Raw genomic sequence first — 17755 nt, 5'->3', positions numbered from 1 at the left:
ACTGCCCCTAAATGCCCGCCTCTTTTTTCAGAGCGAGAAAGAGGCGGCCCTCGGTGAGGTTGAGGTGCTCCAGCATGATCCGGTTGCGCTCGGCCTGGGTGCTGCCGAGCGAGGCCATCTCCTGGTAGAGCGTGCCCACCTCGACGCCGCCGAAATGTCGGAACAGGTAGTCGACCGCGAGCCACGACATCGGGTACGAGCTGTCCGAGTCCTTGAAGAACACGTTGTCCGCGGGCAGCCCCTTCGTCTTGGCCAGGTACTTCGTCTGGACCTCCTTGCGGTACTTGTCCAGCGCCAGGTTCTCCTCGCCGGCCATCGGCAGGAACTCGACGTACGTCGCCGCGCCCTCCACCAGCCAGCGCGGCGCGTACGCCCCGTACGGCGCCGTCGCCACGTGCGTGAACTCGTGGGCCAGCGTCCGGGCGTCGACCTTGTCGCGGTTGCGCGGGTTGATCACCACGTACGAGTCGGCCCGCTCCCCCATCGCCGTCACCTCGCCGGGCAGCGTCCGGTACACCCAGGTCGCCATCGCGAGCGCGTCCTCGGCGTTCTTCGGCACGGTGTAGTCGGCGCCGCGGACGATCTTGTCGTCCAGCGCGATGACCACGCCCGAGCCCGTCCAGCCACCCGGCCAGGCCTTGCTGACGGCCTGTACCGCGCTGACCGCTTTCGCCGCGAGGTTGTTCGCGAGCTTGGTCTGGTTGTGCTCGACCACGATCAGCACCCGCGGCGCGCGCTTCACCAGGATCTGGCCGAGGTCCCAGGCCTCCTGGTGCGATCCGCGCGGAAGCAGATGGTCCATGTCGCTGTCGGACACCAGTAGCCAGCTGCCATCGGACTTCTGGGTGAAGGTGTAGCCGAGCATCGTCCGCACCGGCTGCGGGTCGATGCCCTTGATCTGGTACCTCATCACGACACCGACCAGGTAGGTCGACGGGCCGTACTTGTCCACGAGCCGCTGGTCGAACTGCTCCTGGAGCTGCTCGTACTGCAGGGTCGCGAACCCGAACTGCCGCAGGTTCTCGAAGAGCAGCGTCTGCCGTTGGCGCAGCGTCTTGTTGGCCGGGTCGACGTCTTGCAGGAACTCCTGCTCGTTGTTGCGCTGGACCGCCTGGGCGCGGCGGAGCAGCACCTTGTTCACTCCGGCCGCGCGGGCCGTCTCGTCGATCTCCGGCGGGCCGGACGTCTTCGGCGAGGCGATGGCCTGGTCGGAGTCGGCGCTGGACTTGTGCAGGGCGAGCCCACCGGCGACGGCTCCGGCGACGAGAACCAGCGAGAGCAGCAACGGCCAGAGCCGGCGCTGCCGGGGAGCCGCGGAGTGGCGCCCCCTCGCCGGTCCCCCGTCAGGCCCCGCCCGGCCTGCCGCTCGCGGTGTCTGACTCACTGGTGATCGCGTCCCCTTGCTTGGCGATCAGCTCTATCACGTCCCGGGCCAGCCCCTGGCCGGTCAAACCGATCTCCTGCAGGATCTTGTCCCGCTTGGCGTGCTCGAGGAACTCCTGCGGGATGCCGAAGTCGCGCACCGGGGTGGTCACACCCGCGTCGCGCAGGGCCTGCGAGATCGCGGCGCCACAGCCGCCGGCCCGGCCGTTGTCCTCGATCACGACGACGAACTTGTGCTTGCCGGCCAGCTCGACCAGCGCGGGGTCGACGGGCTTCACCCAGCGCGGATCGACCACGGTGACGCCGAAGCCCTGCTGTTGCAGCCTGGTCGACACGTCCACGGCCGTCGCGGCCATCGAGCCGATGCCGATGATGAGGACGTCGGTGCCGGTGCGGACCAGGACGTCGCTGCCGCCGACGCGGTCGATGGCCTCGATGTCGGGGAACACCTCGCCCTTGGCGTAGCGAAGTACCGTCGGGGCGTCGTCGACCTCGATCGCCTCGTTGAGCAGCTCACGCAGCCGGGTGCCGTCGCGGGGCGCGGCCAGCCGCAGGCCGGGGACGACCTGGAGGATCGACATGTCCCACATGCCGTTGTGGCTCGCGCCGTCGTCACCGGTCACGCCGGCCCGGTCGAGCACGAAGGTGACACCGCACTTGTGCAGGGCGACGTCGAGCAGCAGCTGGTCGAAGGCGCGGTTGAGGAACGTCGCGTAGAGGCCGACGACCGGGTGCAGTCCGCCCATCGCGAGGCCGGCCGCACTCGTCACCGCGTGCTGCTCGGCGATACCGACGTCGAAGATGCGGTCGGGGAACTGCTCGGCGAACGGCGCCAGGCCGGTCGGGTGCAGCATCGCGGCGGTGATCGCGACGACATCCGGGCGGCGGTGGCCGATCTCGATGATCTCGTCGGCGAACACGTCGGTCCAGCCGCGCGGCTTGCTCTTCGGCCGGACCTGGTGGAAGTTGTCTTCCTCGTCCTGCTCGGCAGCGGCGTACCCGAAGCCCTTCTGGGTGACCGCGTGCACGATCACCGGGCCGCCGAACGCCTTGGCCTTGGTGAGCGCGTCCTCCATCGCCTGCCGGTCGTGGCCGTCGACCGGGCCGACGTACTTCAGGCCGAGGTCCTCGAACATGCCCTGCGGGGCGAGCATGTCCTTCAGGCCCTTCTTGACGCCGTGCAGCACCTCGTACATCGGCGGGCCGACGTACGGCGTGCGGCCGAGGTTCTTCTTGACCAGGTCGAGGATCTTCTCGTACCGCGGGTTGGTGCGCAGGCTGGTCAGGTGCGTCGCGAGGCCGCCGACGGTCGGGCTGTAGGAGCGGCCGTTGTCGTTGACGATGATGACGAGTTTGAGGTCCTTGGCCGCGGCGATGTTGTTGAGCGCCTCCCAGGCCATCCCGCCGGTCAGCCCGCCGTCACCGATCAGCGCGACGACGTGGCGGTCTTCTTTTCTGAGCCGATAGGCCTTCGCCAGCCCGTCGGCGTACGAGAGGCTGGTCGAGGCGTGGCTGTTCTCCACCACGTCGTGCTCGGACTCGGCCTGGCTCGGGTAGCCGGACAGGCCACCCTCCTGACGGAGCGTGTCGAACCTGGCCGCCCGGCCGGTGAGCAGCTTGTGGACGTACGTCTGGTGCCCGGTGTCGTAGATCAGCCGGTCCCGGGGCGACTCGAACACCCGGTGCATTGCCAAGGTGATCTCGACCATGCCCAGGTTGGGCCCGAGATGCCCACCCGTCCGGGACACCGTCTCGACCAGAACGTCACGGATCTCCGAGGCCAGCTCACGCAGTTGCGAGTCGGTCATCCGTTTGAGGTCCGCCGGGCCATCGACGGTCTCCAGAACGCGCATCGAGCTCCTCCGCAGGTTGTCCTCGAACGCTTGAGTCTATGCACGGACAGCGACGATTCCGAACTCAGCAGGCCGTCAGATGCGTTTCTCACACTCCCCCAGGCTCACCGACCCCGCTTGCTCGCTTGTGATGCCACCCTCACCTAAAGTCACACCTATGGAGATGGTGAGGACACTCTTCTGCAAGTACGACGGCACGCCCCACCGCCTCCTGGAGTCCATCAACCTCGGCGAGGACGAACACGGCCTCTGGGTAGGCTCCCTCCCCGGCTCCCGCGGCCAGCGCGCCGACGGCACCTGGGTCACCATCGACCACCACCGGGTCCGCCTCTACCCAAGAGGCCAATGGTGGAGCGCCCTCTTCAACGACACCCCGCACCCCACCCGGATCTACTGCGACATCACCACCCCACCCGTCTTCGGCGTCGACTCCGTCACCACGGTCGACCTGGACCTCGACATCCGCCTCCTCCGCGACGGCACCATCAAGGTCATGGACGAAGACGAATTCCTCCACCACCAGAAGCTCTACAACTACCCACCCCAAATCATCGCCACCGCCCAAGCAACCTGCGCCTGGGTAGTAGCCAACATAGCCACCGCCGAACCCTTCACCACGGTCTACCAGACCTATCTGGAAAAGCTCCGCGCGATCGCGCTCAACTGTCCGGGATGATCGAGTAGTTCGGTGGGTTGAGGGTTCCCCAGGGGGTTGTGGAGGCTTGGGGTGGGAGGGGGGCCGGGGCCGGCATCGGGCCGGTCAGGCAGGTGTTGCACCAGAAGTAGGCGGTGCCGTACGCGGCGCAGGGGTCCTTGACCTCGAATTCGAGGCGCAGATTGTGGGCGCCGCAGTTGGGGCAGCCGAGGGTGGGCAGGGACGTCGGCTGGTGGTGAGCCAGGCTGTAGGCGTCCATCCAGCGTTGGTACGGGGTGTCGTTCGAGCAGAGCCGGATGAAGATCTGCCAGACGGCCCACAGATCGTCGGCGCGGCCACGGGCCTGGGCGTAGGTGTCGGCGGCGTCCACGGCGTCCTGCAAGTGGCTCAGCAGGAACTTCTCGCGCTCGTGCACGATGCCGGCTGGCAACGAAACCTCAACCGACAGCGTGGAGCCCTCCAGACCTTTGACTCGTACGCCGATGCAGTGGTCCGGGCTACGAAAGTGCACTCTCAGCCGGAGACTGGCAACGAGTCCAGTCTCCAGCTTCTCCGCGCGTGTTTGCAGGTCGGCGATCTCCCGCTGCCACCCCTGCGCCGCATCCACCAGCGACAGCACGCGCTCACACGTTGCCATCGCGCCCCACCATCAATCGAACTCTCATCGGACCATAGAAAGGTCAGGAGCCGCAGTTGTCGAGACCTGGGTAGTCTTCGCAGAGCCTCGTTTGCGATGCGACACCGGCGTACAGCCGGAGATCGTCCACGCTGCCGGCGAAGGACTTGCCGCTGGTACGGCCCGCGCCGACCACCGTGCTGCCGGCTCTCGGCGGGCTCGCCTGGTACGAGGTCTGCCCGATCGTGCGGATGTCCAGGGCCAGCCCGATGCTGGCGGAGGAGCCACCCGCCCGGGCGTCATAGGTGGCGCTGATCAGATGCCAGCCGCCGACTTCCTCGCGGTCGACGGTCCCGATCGCGAGCGTCTCGGTGGTCGATGCCGTGTCGCCCCGGGCGAACACCCACTGGCTGCTGAACTGGTCGACCGGGCGGTACTCCAGCCGCCAGCTGTCCTTGCCGGTGGTTCCCTGTCGCGCGACCACCATCGGCTTGGCCGGATCGCCGACCTTGACCCAGACCGCGAGGGTGAAGCTGCCGCTCGCGTCGACGACCGGGCGGTCCAGGCTGACGGCTTCGCGGGACCGGCCGGTCAGCTGCAGCACCCGTCCGCGTTCGGCATCGTTGACGAAGGCGCCGGACTGGTTGCTGCCGGCACCGAAGCCCGCGACGGTGAGGTCTGCGCCACGCACCAGCTCCGGGGTCCGCCAGGCGTTGCCCGAACCCTGAAGAGCGTTGTCCAGCGGCCAGTACGCCGCCGTACCGGCAGCAATCCGGTCGTTGCCGCTCGGGCCCGTCCGGGGCTCCACCAGATTGGGGAGTTCCTCGGCGACGAGCAAGCGCTGCCAGATCTGGAGCTGGTCGATGGATCCCGCGAACTGGCCGGCGAAAGCGCCGGCGTACTTGGCCCGCCCGACGGTCAACGGGCCGACGGCGTGCCAGGCCACGGCCGTCGGTGAGGATGCCGTCTGCTGCAGCCGACCGTTGACGAACAGCTCGAGCGATCCCGTCGCGGCGTCGTAGCTGCCGATCAGGTGGGTCCACGCGCCGTTGACCGGTGCTTCCGTCGACAAGGCACGGTACAAGGTCGGGTTCTTGACGTCGGCGGAGCTGCGGGCGAAGGCCCATCGCTTGGCGGACGCGTCGTAGTACAGGCCGAAGGCGCTGCTGTTGGTGCCGGCAACGGCCGCGATCACGCCGGTCTGGCCGGCCTTGGTCGGCCTGGCCCAGGCTGAGATCGTGAAGCTCTTCGAGGTGTCGACCACCGGCTCGGTCGCCTCGGCATAGTCGTCGGTCCCGTCCAGCGCGAGCGATCCGGCGATCCGGCCCTTGCCGTCGAAGGCTCCGCCGTTGACGACCGTGAGCGGATGCGCCGGAGTGGCGGAGTCGGCGGCCGTCGTCCCGGAGCCGTCGTCGAAGGACCACGAGCCGATCGGTCCCGGCCGCGGTCCGGCGTTGAACAGGAAGTTCGCCGAGGTACCGAACTGGCCGATCTCGTTGATGCTCTGCACGTCGAGGGTGTTCCAGCCCGCACTGGGCGGGATCAGGGACAGCGTCAGGTTCGCGCCGTCGAGGTCCTCGACCGTGGAGTTGAACCGGACCCGGTGCCTGACCACGTTCGGCGAGGTGGCGGTGATCGTGACGGTCACCGGCTCACCGGCGACGGCCGTCTTCGGGCAGACCGTCTGGTTGAAGCAATTGGCGATCTCGACGCCGTTGTAGCTCAAGGTGATCTGCGGTGCGGCCGGCGGGACCGGTGGATCCTCAGCCGCGGCCGGCAGCCCGGTCAGCCCTGAGATCACGAGCCCCAGCGCCGCGACCACACCCAGTCCGCGCGCGCCGCGTACACCCCACCAGCCCATTGAGCCCTCCCCATGACACACCGGGCTCCAGTAGCCGGTCGGCCGCAACAGCCTGAGGGCTACAGAGGCGAGCGTCTACCGAACCGTGGAAAGTTGCAGCAACCTGCAACGGCGGGGTCAGCGGCCGAGGAGTTTGTACTTGGCTTCGGTCTGGGATTTGGCGGGTTTCCACCAGGTGGGGTTTTCGCGGTACCAGGTGATGGTGGCGGTGAGGCCGGTGGTGAAGTCGTAGGTGGGGTGCCAGCCGAGTTCGGTGCGGAGTTTGGTGGTGTTGTTGGAGTAGCGCAGGTCGTGGCCGGGGCGGTCGGGGACGTGGTCGTAGGCGTCGGCGGGCTGGTCCATCAGGGTGAGGATCTGTTCGATGATCTGTTTGTTGCTGCGCTCGTCGCCGGAGCCGATCAGGTAGGTCTCGCCGATGGTGCCGTTCGCGATGATGCGGTGGACGGCCTCGTTGTGGTCGTCGACGTGGGTCCATTCGCGGACGTTGTCGCCGGCGCCGTAGAGCTTCGGCCGGTCGCCGAGCAGGACGTTGGTGATCTGGCGCGGGATCAGCTTCTCGACGTGCTGGTACGGGCCGTAGTTGTTCGCGCAGTTGGAGAGGGTGGCGGCGACGCCGTACGAGCGGACCCAGGCGCGGACGAGCATGTCGGAGCTCGCCTTGCTCGCGGAGTACGGGCTCGAGGGGTCGTACGCCGTCTGCTCGGTGAACTGCTCCACGGAGTCCAGCGGGAGGTCGCCGAACACCTCGTCGGTGGAGATGTGATGCAGCCGCTTGTCGTGGCGGCGGACCGCCTCGAGCAGGGTGAAGGTGCCGAGGATGTTGGTCCGGATGAACGGCGACGGGTCGTTCAGCGAGTTGTCGACGTGGGACTCGGCGGCGAAATGCACCAGTACGTCGGTGTCGCGGACCAGCCCGTCGACCAGGTCGGCGTCGCAGATGTCGCCGTGGACGAAGGTGATCCGGTCGGAGACCTGGTCGAGGTTGCGCTGGCTGCCGGCGTACGTCAGCAGATCGAGCACGGTGATCGCGAGGTCGGGGAAGCGCCGCAGCGTGTCGAGGACGAAGTTCGAGCCGATGAATCCTGCCCCACCCGTGACGAGCATCCGCTGCATGCGGCTCAGGATAGCCAGCGCGGAAATCCGGCGGCGGGGTGACCGCGTGCACCGGTACGGTGACGCCATGCGGAACGTCCGGGTGGTCTATCGCAAGTTCGACGAGAAGCTTCACTGGCATCAGTGGATGCAGTACCTGGGCGAGGACCGGTACGGCGTCTGGCTCGGCGCCCCGCCGAGCTCGGTGTCCCAGCGCGGCGACGAGCCGGAGGTGCACCACGACCAAGCGCACGTCCAGCTGTTCCCGCGGGACCTCTGGTTCACCGCCATCTTCAACGACGAGCCGCGCTCGACCGAGATCTACTGCGACGTGACGACACCGGTCGAGTTCGGCGACGACGTCTTCACGATGATCGACCTCGACCTGGACGTCATCCGCAAGCGCGACGGCTCGATCTACATCGACGACGAGGACGAGTTCGCCGAGCACCAGGTGAAGTACAACTACCCGCCGGACGTGATCGCCCAGGCCCAGGCCACCGCCGACCGGCTGGTCACGGCGGTCGCCTCCGAAGAACCCTTCCTCACCGTCTTCAAGACCTACCTGGACAAAGTGCGCTAGCAGCGCGGCGAACAATGCGCCCTCCCCCGGCGTCAACCAGGGAAACGATCTGGGGGTCAAAGTGGCGATGCGACGAATTGCGGCCGGTCTGGCCGTAGTACTGGTGACCACCGGAGGTGTGCCGGCGACGGCGCAGGAGCCGGCGAAGTACCAACTGTCTTTCACGGTGATCGGCCCGGACGGCCGGCTCGCGCGCAATGCCGAGCTGCTGTTGTCTCCGCTCACCGAATCGGGCGAGGACCCGGGCACCATCACGGTCACGAACGGCCATGCCCGGGTCCGGGTGCCCAAGGGCGGCTATCTCCTCGACAGCAGTGTGCCGGCGGCCAACGGCGACAGCTACCGCATCCTCCAGCCTGGACTGCAGGTGAACGGTCAGCAGGTCATCGTCGTGGACGCCCGGCAGGCGAAGCCGGTGAGCACCACGGTCCCGCGGAAGTCGGCGCGGGTGATGGACGCCATCCACGTCGACTACATAGCGCGGCTGGGCGACGCCGGGGTGGCAGACACGGCGCACGCCGAGCCCGGGCATCGGTTGTTCACCGCACAGGTCGGCCCGATCCCCACCGGGATGAGCCTCGTATCCCATATCAGCTCGCACTGGGCCGTCCCCGGGCCGAAGGGCGACTTCGCCGACACCCCCTTCAGCTACGACCTCTCGCAGCGGATCTCGGGCTTTCCGACTGGCTATCAACGGGTCGTCCGCGAGTCCGGCCTGACGAAGGTCGTCTCACAGCACACGAGAACCTCCGACCGGCCGTTGGTGAAGCTGATGTCCGCCTCGGCAGGCGAGATTCCCGGAGCGGTCGCGGAGTTTCCTTTTCGCCACTCGGGCACCGTGACGCACTACCTGGATCCGGTTCGGTGGGACGTGGAGCTCACCGAACTCGGCGGCTCGCGCAGTACCGATGTCTTCGGCTATGACGAACTCCCTGCCGCCGGCCGCCGCTGGAACGCGGCCCCCTTCTATCCCACGTGGCGCTTCCTCGGCCGGGCCGAGCGGCAGCACAACCAGATGATGTTCGATCTGATGTCCCACAGTGATCAGGACGGCCACCCCGGCTACTCTCCCCTCGATACCGACGCGATGCGGCTGTACGCCGATGGCCGCCTGGTGAAGTCATCGGCCGACCTGAGGCTCACTGCGACTGGTCTGCCCAGCAAATCCACCAGCTACCGCCTCGAAGCCGAGTACTCCCGGCCGAGCTGGTCGCAGCTGTCCGTGCGCGGCTCGGCGGTTTGGACCTTCCCCTCGCAGTCTGTCGTCGCAGTGACGGACCTGCCCCTGCAGACCGTCCGCTTCCGCCCGTCGATCGATGCCGCCAACCTGGTACGACGTACGCCGCTGACCGTGCTGCCCTTCCAGGCCGACTCGCGGGACGGGGTACCGGCGCCCAAGGCAGCCAAGCTGCAGTACTCCGGTGACGACGGCAAGACCTGGCGTCAGGCGGCCGTGATCCGGCGGAAGAACGGCACCTTCGTCGCCGTGTTCGGCACTCCGAAAGGCGCCTACGTCTCCCTGCGGGCACAGCTCACCGGGACCACGGGAGCCACCGTCGACCAGACGCTGATCCGCGCCTACCAGCTGAAGTAGCGGGTCACCGGACTCGATGCAGGCGCAGCGACACGTCGTCGAGCCGCAGCGAACTCGGCACCTGACCGTTCTGTCCGGCGAACATGTCAGCCACCGGAGAGACGGTCAGGAAGAGCGTCTTGCCGGCCGGTACGTCGACCGCGATCCCTGGCAGGTCGACCGTGCGCCGGGCGCCGTGGACGGGACGCTTCTCGCGCAGCGGCATCGTGTTGTTCTGCACGATCTTCGCGTCCAGCGGAGTCGTGCCGACGCTGAGCGCGAAGAAGGCGGCCGCGTTCGGCAGCAGACTGCTCACCCGGGCCCTCAGCTGTGGCACGCCCGCCACCGTGATCGGCCCTTGAGCCACAGCAGTCGTCAACGCCTTGACAGCCCCCAACCGGTACTGCGAATTGACGCCGAGTTGTCGTTGCGTAAGGCAACGGCCATCCGCGGTCGCCAGGTGATAGCTGCCGAAGCCGCTCAATCCAGTGGACTCGTGCTTCAAGTTCAACGCCATGAACCGTTGCTCCAGCGCCGCGAACGTCGGGCTCCCCAAAGCGATCGAGCAAGGATCCCCGGGCGTCACGAACCCCGGCGGCACGATGCTCGGCAGCGTGTGACCCGCGTTGTAGCCCACGAAGATCGACTTCGACCGAGCCCGCGGGGTCAGCGCCTGGTCGAAGTTCTTCAGCCCCTGGTTGAGGTTGAACAGGTTGTCCGACAGCCCTTGCCCGATGATCACCGGGATGTCGAGCTTGCGCCCGTGCGCGACCTGCCAGGACGGCCCGTTCTTCCGGAAGAACGCATCCAGGTCCCGGCCCGCCTGGCCGACCGGCCATTGCCCCGTCGTGATCAGCGCGACGAACCCGGCCTGCACCGCCGGCGGCAGATGCGTGCCGCCACCCGCGTAGAGCAAGGACAGCCACATCGTCCGGGCCGCCTCCGACGGCGCCAGGCTCTCCTTGAGATCCCACCAAGTGATCTCAGGCGCCAGCGCGTCGAAGCGAGTCCGGCCCTTGTCACGCACCTCGGCAAAGGCCCCCGCAAACTGATAGCCACCCCCGTACGACCCACCGATCGCCCCGATCAGCGGATCACCGGGCCGTTGTTTCGTCACCCAGTCCAGCCCGGCGACGAGATCGACCAGCTTCACCACGTCACGCCCCTCGAGCTCCGGGTTCATCACGTGCGCGACCCCGGTCGACTCCCCGAAACTGCGCTGGTCGAAGCTCAGTACGCCGTACCCAGCGTCCAGCCACGACTTGAAAGCAGCCGCGTCCTTGGTCCGGCTCCCGCCCCACCCATGACTGTGGAAGATGAGCGGCACGGTGTGCGCCGCCGACGCCCCGACAGGTTGGAAGAGCGAGTAGCAGATCCGCACCGGCGTCGTCGTACCAGGCTCAGGCACGCTCGCGACGCATCCGTTGGTCGTCACCGGTCCGGCCGCGTGGGCCGGTGCGGCGATGACCACCGACCCGATAAGCGCGAGGCTGACGGCCGTACGGAAACTGACGCTGCGGAGCGGGCGGCGGGACATGTGACCCCCAGTGATCAGAGTGTGCCGATGCGCACACGCTAGATGATGGCAGGCCGCTCGGACAGTTCGTGATCTCCGCTGTGGGCGAACCATGCAACAGCAGTCCGCGTGGCCTGCGACACTGTGCGCGTGGATATCGCGATCGAGATCGTTGCTCTCGTCGCCGTGGTCGCGGCCGGTGCCGCTCTCGCCCGGCGGATCGGGATCTCGGCTCCTCTCTTGCTCGTCGTCATCGGGATCGCGGCCTCGTACCTGCCGTTCGTGCCGCGGGTCGAGCTGTCCCATGAGGTCGTCCTGGTCGGCTTCCTGCCGCCGCTGCTGTACTCCGCGGCGATCAAGACCAGCCTGGTCGACTTCTCCCAGCACCGCCGCTCGATCGGACTGCTGTCCGTCGGACTGGTCGCGTTCACGACCCTCGGTGTCGGCCTGGTCGCGTACTGGCTGCTCGGCCCGTCGATGGTCAGCGACGACCCGCTGCCGCTGTGGGCCGCCTTCGCGATCGGCGCCGTCGTCGCGCCGCCCGACGCCGTCGCGGCCACCGCGATCGCGAAGAAGGTCGGCCTCCCCCGCCGGGTCGTCACGATCCTCGAGGGCGAGAGCCTGCTGAACGACGCGACCGCCCTGGTCTGCCTGCGGACCGCGATCGCCGCTGCCCTGATCACGCCGACCTTCCTGCACGTCGGACTCGACTTCCTCCGCGCGGCCGGTGGCGGCGTCGCGATCGGCCTGGTGTGCGCCTTCGTGCTCGCCAAGGTCCGCAAGCGCTTCACCGATCCGGTACTCGACACCACGCTCAGCCTGACCGCGCCGTTCATCGCGTATGTCGCCGCCGAGAACCACTACGTGCATGCGTCCGGCGTGCTGGCTGTCGTCGTGACCGGTCTGCTGCTCGGCCACAAGGCGCCGATCATCCAGTCGGCGGCGTCGCGGATCTCCGAGCGGACCAACTGGCGCACCTTCCAGTTCCTGCTCGAGAACACGGTGTTCCTGCTGATCGGCCTGCAGACCCGGTGGATCCTCGACGACCTCTCCCGCAGCCCGCTCTCGGCCTGGACCATCGCGACGGCCACCTTCGGCGTCTTCGCGGCGACCGTCCTGCTCCGCCCGATCTGGCTCTTCCCGGTCACCTATCTGTCCCGGCGCATCCTCGGCCGCTCCCGGCCCGGGCCGGTCTCCGTCCAGGCGCTCGTGGTCGTCTCCTGGGCCGGCATGCGCGGTGTGGTGACGCTGGCGGCCGTCTTCGTGCTTCCCGAGGACACCCCGCATCGCGAAGTACTGGTCTTCATGGCCCTCGTCGTCACCGCCGGGACGCTGCTGCTCCAAGGGTCGACGCTCCCCTGGCTCGTACGCCGGTTGCGCCTGCCCGGCCCCGACCCGGCCGAAGACGCGCTGCAGGAGGCCGCAGTACTGCAGGGCGCTCACCGTGCTGCAGAGGAGACCCTCGACCAGCTCGTCACTCCGAGCGACCCGCCGGAGGTCGTCAGCCTGCTGAGGCAACGTGGCGAATCCCGCGCACTCGCCGCGTGGGAACGGCTCGGCCGGCCGGAGACCGATCTCGAGACGCCGAGCGAGGCGTATCGCCGGCTGCGGATGGCGATGCTGGAGACCGAGCGGGCGCACATCCTCAAGGTCCGCGACGACGGCCTGGTCGCCGACGAGGTGCTGCAGCGCGCGCAGATCGCGCTCGACATCGAGGAGTCGATCCTGGACCGCGCCGAGGCCGACGACGTCGGCGGTACGTCGGAGAACCTCAGCGCTCCCCCGTCGCCCGTCGCCGAGTGCGAGCACCTGGCCAGCGCGCCCTGCGTACTCACCCCGAACACGCCCGACGGCTGCGAGGAGTGCCTGCGCGACGGCGGCACCTGGGTCCACCTGCGGCTGTGCCTGGGCTGCGGTCACGTCGGCTGCTGCGACTCGTCGCCCGCCCGCCACGCGAGCAAGCACTTCGACGAGACCACGCACCCGGTGATGCGCAGCTTCGAACCGGGCGAGACTTGGCGCTGGTGCTTCGTAGACGAGAAGCTGGGCTGATGGCGGACTGTCTCTTCTGCTCGATCATCGCCGGCTCGACACCGGCCCACATCGTCTACGACACCCCAGAGGTGCTCGGCTTCCTCGACATCAGGCCGGTCTTCAAAGGCCACACCCTGCTGGTCCCCCGCGAGCACATCGCCACCCTGGTCGAGCTGCCCGACGACCTGATGGTCCCGCTCTTCAGCGCTGCCCGATCAGTCGCGGCTGCGGTCCGTACGGCGTACGACGCCCAGGGCTCCTTCGTTGCCGCCAACAACGTCGTCTCCCAGTCCGTGCCCCACCTCCACGTCCACGTAGTCCCCCGCACCAAGGGCGACGGCCTCCGCGGCTTCTTCTGGCCCCGCACCAAGTACACCGACGACGCCGAAGCAGCGCAGTACGCCGAGAAGTTGCGCGACGCACTCTAGGATCCGTCCGAGTTCAGCCCAGTTCGCGGTCGAGCCGGCGCTCCAGTCTCTCCAGTGCGCGCTCGACCGCGACCCGGACCGCGTTGTCCGGATCATCGCGCAAACCCTCGACGGCACGGGCGTGTTCGTACTCTCCCGCCGCGCCAATCGCCCGTACTGCGGCCGCCCGGACGCGCGGTAGCTCGTGATCGAGCATCGGCAGCAGTGCGTCGACGAGCTGGCCGAGCTCGCGTTGGGCCGTGATCCGGGCGACGTGTTCGCGGACTCGCCAGGCTGGGTCGTCGGCGACCGCGGCCAGCGCCTCGACGGCGTCGTCGCGCCAGACGTAGAGCAGGGCTCGCGCTGCCCAGACCCGGATCCAGTAGTAGTTCACCGGATCGACCGGTTGGGACCAGCCGCCCGGGTTCGCCGAGCCGGTGATCGCCACCAGTTTCGGCAGGTCCGGGCCGTAGGCGTCCTCGCCCGAGATCTCGCCGGTGAGGAACGCGACGCACCAGTCGATCACCACGTCCTGGCCGTACTGCGCGCAGGCGGCGGCGATCACCTCACGCGGATGCTCCCGTTCCATGCCATTCAGTAAATCGGACCCCGCCGACAGTTTTGAGCACCACAGCTCAGCCGCGCGCCAGCACCTCGATCATGAATGCCTTGATCGTGCCGACGCTCGAGTTGCTGCCCGCCCCGGAGATCTGCACCCCGGTCAGGACGCCGGCGTGTTCGACCGCGGCGTACCAGATCGGGATGCCGCTGACCGACGCGCCGATCGCGAAGCCCTGGTCGCCGACGCCTTCGAGCAGCTTCTTGCCGCGGGCCTTCTTCGCCTTCGCGTCGGCGATCATCTTCTGCGTGAAGGCGCCGTACAGCGAGCCATCACCGCGGGTGATCGTGACGACGCCGGGACCCTCCACCGGCTTCACCGTGTTCCAGGTGCAGGTGATGTACGGCCCGTTCTTGCTGGTGACGGCCTTGCGGACGGCGAGGCCGAGTGTCTTGGTGATCTCGGCCGTACTGAAGATCTCGCACAGCGGCTTCGGCGGCGCGGTCGACTCCTCCACGATCGGAGGCAGCGTCGACTCGTCGATCGGCGCGGTGGTCTTCGGCCGGATGGTCGGCCCGGCGGTGGTCGGGCCGTAGGTGGTCGGCTCCTCGGCCGCGCAGCCCGCGACCAGCAGCACCACGGCGAGCAGAATCGCTGGGTAACGCAACGTATCCCCCCGGATCTGGAACCCCGACCCGCCCGGCCGAGGCACCGTTAGCTAACCAGGACTTTGTTACCAAGAGCAACCTGTGCCGTGAACAGACCGGTACGGCGTACCACGGACGACAGCCCGCGGTACGCCGTACCGGCTTCTGACTCAGTTCGCGATCAGCGAGCGCAGCACGTACTGCAGGATGCCGCCGTTGCGGTAGTAGTCGGCCTCGCCGGGGGTGTCGATCCGGACCACGGCGTCGAACTCCTTGACCGAACCGTCCGTGCCGGTGACCTTGACGTGCACCGTGCGCGGGATGCCGCCGTCGTTGAGCGCGGTGACCCCGGTGATGTCGAAGGTCTCCTCGCCGGTCAGGCCGAGGGTCTCCGCGTTCTCACCCTCGGGGTACTGCAGCGGCAGGACGCCCATGCCGATCAGGTTCGACCGGTGGATGCGCTCGAAGGACTCGGTGATGACGGCCTTCGCGCCGAGCAGTGCCGTGCCCTTCGCGGCCCAGTCGCGCGACGAACCCGAGCCGTACTCCTTGCCGGCCAGGATGACCAGCGGCGTACCGGCGGCCAGGTACGACTCCGACGCCTCGTAGATCGAGGTGACGGGCGCGTCCGGCTTGGTGAAGTCGCGGGTGAAGCCGCCCTCGGTGCCGGGCGCGATCTGGTTGCGCAGCCGGATGTTGGCGAACGTGCCCCGGATCATCACCTCGTGGTTGCCGCGGCGGGAACCGTACGAGTTGTAGTCCTTGCGGTCCACGCCGTGCTCGGCCAGGTACTTGCCGGCCGGGCCGTCGGCCTTGATCGAGCCGGCCGGGGAGATGTGGTCGGTGGTGACCGAGTCGCCGAGCTTGGCGAGCACCCGCGCGCCGGTGATGTCGGTGACCGGCGACGGCTCCTTGGCCATCCCGTCGAAGTACGGAGGCTTGCGCACGTAGGTCGATTCGGCGTCCCAGGCGAAGGTCTTGCCCTCGGGCGTCGGCAGCGACTGCCAGCGCTCGTCACCGGCGAAGACGTCGGCGTAGTCCTTGGTGAACATCTCCTTGTTGATCGAGGAGGCGATCACCTTCTCGACCTCGTCGGCCGCCGGCCAGATGTCCCTCAGGAACACGTCGTTGCCGTCGGTGTCCTGGCCGAGCGCATCGGTCTCGAAGTCGAAGTCCATCGTGCCGGCCAGCGCGTAGGCGATCACCAGCGGCGGCGACGCGAGGTAGTTCATCTTCACGTCCGGGTTGATCCGGCCCTCGAAGTTGCGGTTGCCGGACAGTACCGACACGACCGCGAGGTCGGCTTCCTGGACACCGGCCGAGACCTCCTCGGGCAGCGGGCCCGAGTTGCCGATGCAGGTGGTGCAGCCGTAGCCGACCAGGTGGAAGCCGAGCTTCTCCAGGTACGGCGTGACGCCGGCCTTGTCGTAGTAGTCGGTGACGACCTTCGACCCCGGGGCGAGCGACGTCTTGACCCACGGCTTGCTGGTCAGGCCCTTGTCGACCGCGTTCTTGGCCAGCAGCGCGGCGGCCAGCATGACGGACGGGTTCGACGTGTTCGTACAAGAGGTGATGCTGGCGATCACGACGTGGCCGTGGTCGAGCTCGACCTCCTGGCCGTTCAGGCTGATCTTGGTCTTCTTCACCGGGCGGCCCGCGTCGCCCGCACCGTGCGGCACGTGCGGGTCGTCGTCGGTGTGGCCGTGGCCGTTCGGCGCGTCACTGGCCGGGAAGCTGCCCAGCTCGGACGGGTCGACCTCGGCGCCGTCCTCGTGGCTGGCGTAGTCGGCCAGCGCGCCGCGGAAGCCTTCCTTGGCCTCGCTCAGCGAGACCCGGTCCTGCGGCCGCTTCGGGCCGGCGATCGACGGCACGACGGTCGACAGATCCAGTTCCAGGTACTCCGAGAAGCGGGGCTCGATCGCCGGGTTGTGCCACAGGCCCTGCTCCTTGGCGTAGGCCTCGACGAGGGCGACCTCGTCGTCGCCGCGGCCGGTCAGCCGCAGGTACTCCAGGGTGACGTCGTCGATCGGGAAGATCGCGCAGGTCGAGCCGAACTCCGGGCTCATGTTGCCGATCGTGGCGCGGTTGGCCAGCGGCACCGCCGCGACGCCGTCGCCGTAGAACTCGACGAACTTGCTGACCACACCGTGCTTGCGCAGCATCTGGGTGATCGTCAGCACCACGTCGGTCGCGGTCGCGCCGGCCGGCACCGAACCGGTGAGCTTGAAGCCGACCACCTTCGGGATCAGCATGCTGACCGGCTGGCCGAGCATCGCGGCCTCGGCCTCGATACCGCCGACGCCCCAGCCGAGCACGCCCAGGCCGTTGACCATCGTGGTGTGGCTGTCGGTGCCGACACAGCTGTCCGGGTACGCCTGGCCGTTGCGGACCATCACGGTCCGGGCCAGGTGCTCGATGTTCACCTGGTGCACGATGCCGGTGCCCGGGGGGACCACCTTGAACTCGTCGAACGCGGTCTGGCCCCAGCGCAGGAACTGGTACCGCTCCTTGTTGCGGCCGTACTCCAGCTCGACGTTGCGCTCGAAGGCGTCCTGCCGGCCGAAGACGTCGATGATGACGGAGTGGTCGATGACGAGCTCGGCCGGCGCCAGCGGGTTGATCTTGGTCGGGTCGCCACCGAGCTCGGCGACCGCCTCGCGCATGGTGGCCAGGTCGACGACACACGGCACGCCGGTGAAGTCCTGCATGATCACCCGGGCCGGGGTGAACTGGATCTCGGTGTCGGGCGCCGCGCTCGCGTCCCAGTTGCCGAGCTTGGTGATGTGCTCGGCGGTGATGTTCGCGCCGTCCTCGGTGCGCAGCAGGTTCTCGAGCAGCACCTTGAGCGAGTACGGCAGCGTCTCAGCGCCTTCGATACCCGCCAACCTGAAGATCTCGTACGACGTTCCGTTGACCTCGAGTGCACCCTTGGCACCGAAGCTGTCGACGCTGGCCATCAACCTGCTCCTCTATCCG

At 68.1% G+C, this 17755-nt stretch carries 14 protein-coding genes; 5 read left to right on the top strand and 9 right to left on the bottom strand.

The features are described from left to right. Positions 1–7: 7 nt before the first annotated feature. Together ABD116_RS31165 and dxs are read right to left on the bottom strand one after the other, a co-directional pair. Positions 8–1285, bottom strand: a complete 1278-nt coding sequence (locus ABD116_RS31165) for a hypothetical protein (protein ID WP_343978406.1) — start codon at positions 1283–1285, stop codon at positions 8–10. A gap of 58 nt (positions 1286–1343) precedes the next feature. After that, positions 1344–3236 (bottom strand): 1-deoxy-D-xylulose-5-phosphate synthase, encoded by a 1893-nt coding sequence (gene dxs / locus ABD116_RS31160; protein WP_343978403.1) that lies wholly within the window; start codon positions 3234–3236, stop codon positions 1344–1346. A 157-nt stretch (positions 3237–3393) separates the two neighbouring features. Here dxs and ABD116_RS31155 point away from each other — a divergent pair, with 157 nt between their 5' ends. Beyond that, positions 3394–3912, top strand: coding sequence for a DUF402 domain-containing protein (locus ABD116_RS31155; RefSeq protein ID WP_343978400.1), 519 nt, complete (start codon positions 3394–3396; stop codon positions 3910–3912). On the opposite strand, the gene ABD116_RS31150 is transcribed toward ABD116_RS31155, so the two are convergent. The 3 genes from ABD116_RS31150 to rfbB form a co-directional block, all read right to left on the bottom strand. Next, positions 3896–4528: a hypothetical protein gene (locus tag ABD116_RS31150; RefSeq protein WP_343978397.1), complete on the bottom strand. Its 633-nt coding sequence runs from the start codon at positions 4526–4528 to the stop codon at positions 3896–3898. The genes ABD116_RS31155 and ABD116_RS31150 overlap by 17 nt on opposite strands. A 43-nt stretch (positions 4529–4571) precedes the next feature. Next, positions 4572–6368 carry a laminin G domain-containing protein gene (locus ABD116_RS31145; RefSeq protein ID WP_343978394.1) on the bottom strand — a complete coding sequence of 599 codons (1797 nt, stop codon included), beginning with the start codon at positions 6366–6368 and terminating at the stop codon, positions 4572–4574. Between the two features lie 117 nt (positions 6369–6485). Next, the gene (gene rfbB, locus ABD116_RS31140; protein ID WP_343978391.1) at positions 6486–7481 is read right to left on the bottom strand and encodes a dTDP-glucose 4,6-dehydratase; all 996 of its coding nucleotides are present in this window, start codon (positions 7479–7481) and stop codon (positions 6486–6488) included. A gap of 67 nt (positions 7482–7548) precedes the next feature. Here rfbB and ABD116_RS31135 point away from each other — a divergent pair, with 67 nt between their 5' ends. Then, a complete protein-coding gene (locus tag ABD116_RS31135) occupies positions 7549–8043 on the top strand; it encodes a DUF402 domain-containing protein (protein ID WP_343978388.1) in 495 nt (164 codons plus the stop codon). 67 nt (positions 8044–8110) lie between these two features. Next, positions 8111–9637, top strand: a complete 1527-nt coding sequence (locus tag ABD116_RS31130) for a hypothetical protein (RefSeq protein WP_343978385.1) — start codon at positions 8111–8113, stop codon at positions 9635–9637. 4 nt (positions 9638–9641) lie between these two features. Here ABD116_RS31130 and ABD116_RS31125 read toward each other — a convergent pair whose 3' ends face one another. Beyond that, positions 9642–11153 (bottom strand): CocE/NonD family hydrolase, encoded by a 1512-nt coding sequence (locus tag ABD116_RS31125; RefSeq protein ID WP_343978382.1) that lies wholly within the window; start codon positions 11151–11153, stop codon positions 9642–9644. A 129-nt stretch (positions 11154–11282) separates the two neighbouring features. Between ABD116_RS31125 and ABD116_RS31120 the strand changes: the two genes are divergently transcribed. Beyond that, positions 11283–13184 (top strand): Na+/H+ antiporter, encoded by a 1902-nt coding sequence (locus tag ABD116_RS31120; RefSeq protein ID WP_343978379.1) that lies wholly within the window; start codon positions 11283–11285, stop codon positions 13182–13184. Further along, complete coding sequence (locus ABD116_RS31115) at positions 13184–13594, top strand: HIT family protein (protein ID WP_343978376.1); 411 nt, start codon at positions 13184–13186, stop codon at positions 13592–13594. Before ABD116_RS31120 ends, ABD116_RS31115 begins: the two co-directional genes overlap by 1 nt. 13 nt (positions 13595–13607) lie before the next feature. Here the strand turns inward: ABD116_RS31115 and ABD116_RS31110 are convergent, their stop codons facing one another. From ABD116_RS31110 to acnA, 3 genes are all read right to left on the bottom strand, one after another. Next, positions 13608–14162, bottom strand: coding sequence for a HEAT repeat domain-containing protein (locus tag ABD116_RS31110; protein ID WP_343978374.1), 555 nt, complete (start codon positions 14160–14162; stop codon positions 13608–13610). Between the two features lie 46 nt (positions 14163–14208). Further along, positions 14209–14799, bottom strand: a complete 591-nt coding sequence (locus ABD116_RS31105; RefSeq protein WP_343978372.1) for a DUF3558 domain-containing protein — start codon at positions 14797–14799, stop codon at positions 14209–14211. Between the two features lie 150 nt (positions 14800–14949). Further along, positions 14950–17736, bottom strand: coding sequence for an aconitate hydratase AcnA (acnA, locus tag ABD116_RS31100; RefSeq protein ID WP_343978370.1), 2787 nt, complete (start codon positions 17734–17736; stop codon positions 14950–14952). Positions 17737–17755 lie beyond the last annotated feature (19 nt).

This window comes from Kribbella koreensis (genome assembly GCF_039525325.1).
GTDB lineage: Bacteria > Actinomycetota > Actinomycetes > Propionibacteriales > Kribbellaceae > Kribbella > Kribbella koreensis.
Note: the sequence above shows the minus strand (reverse complement) of the source record. Positions and strands in the feature narration are given on the sequence as shown.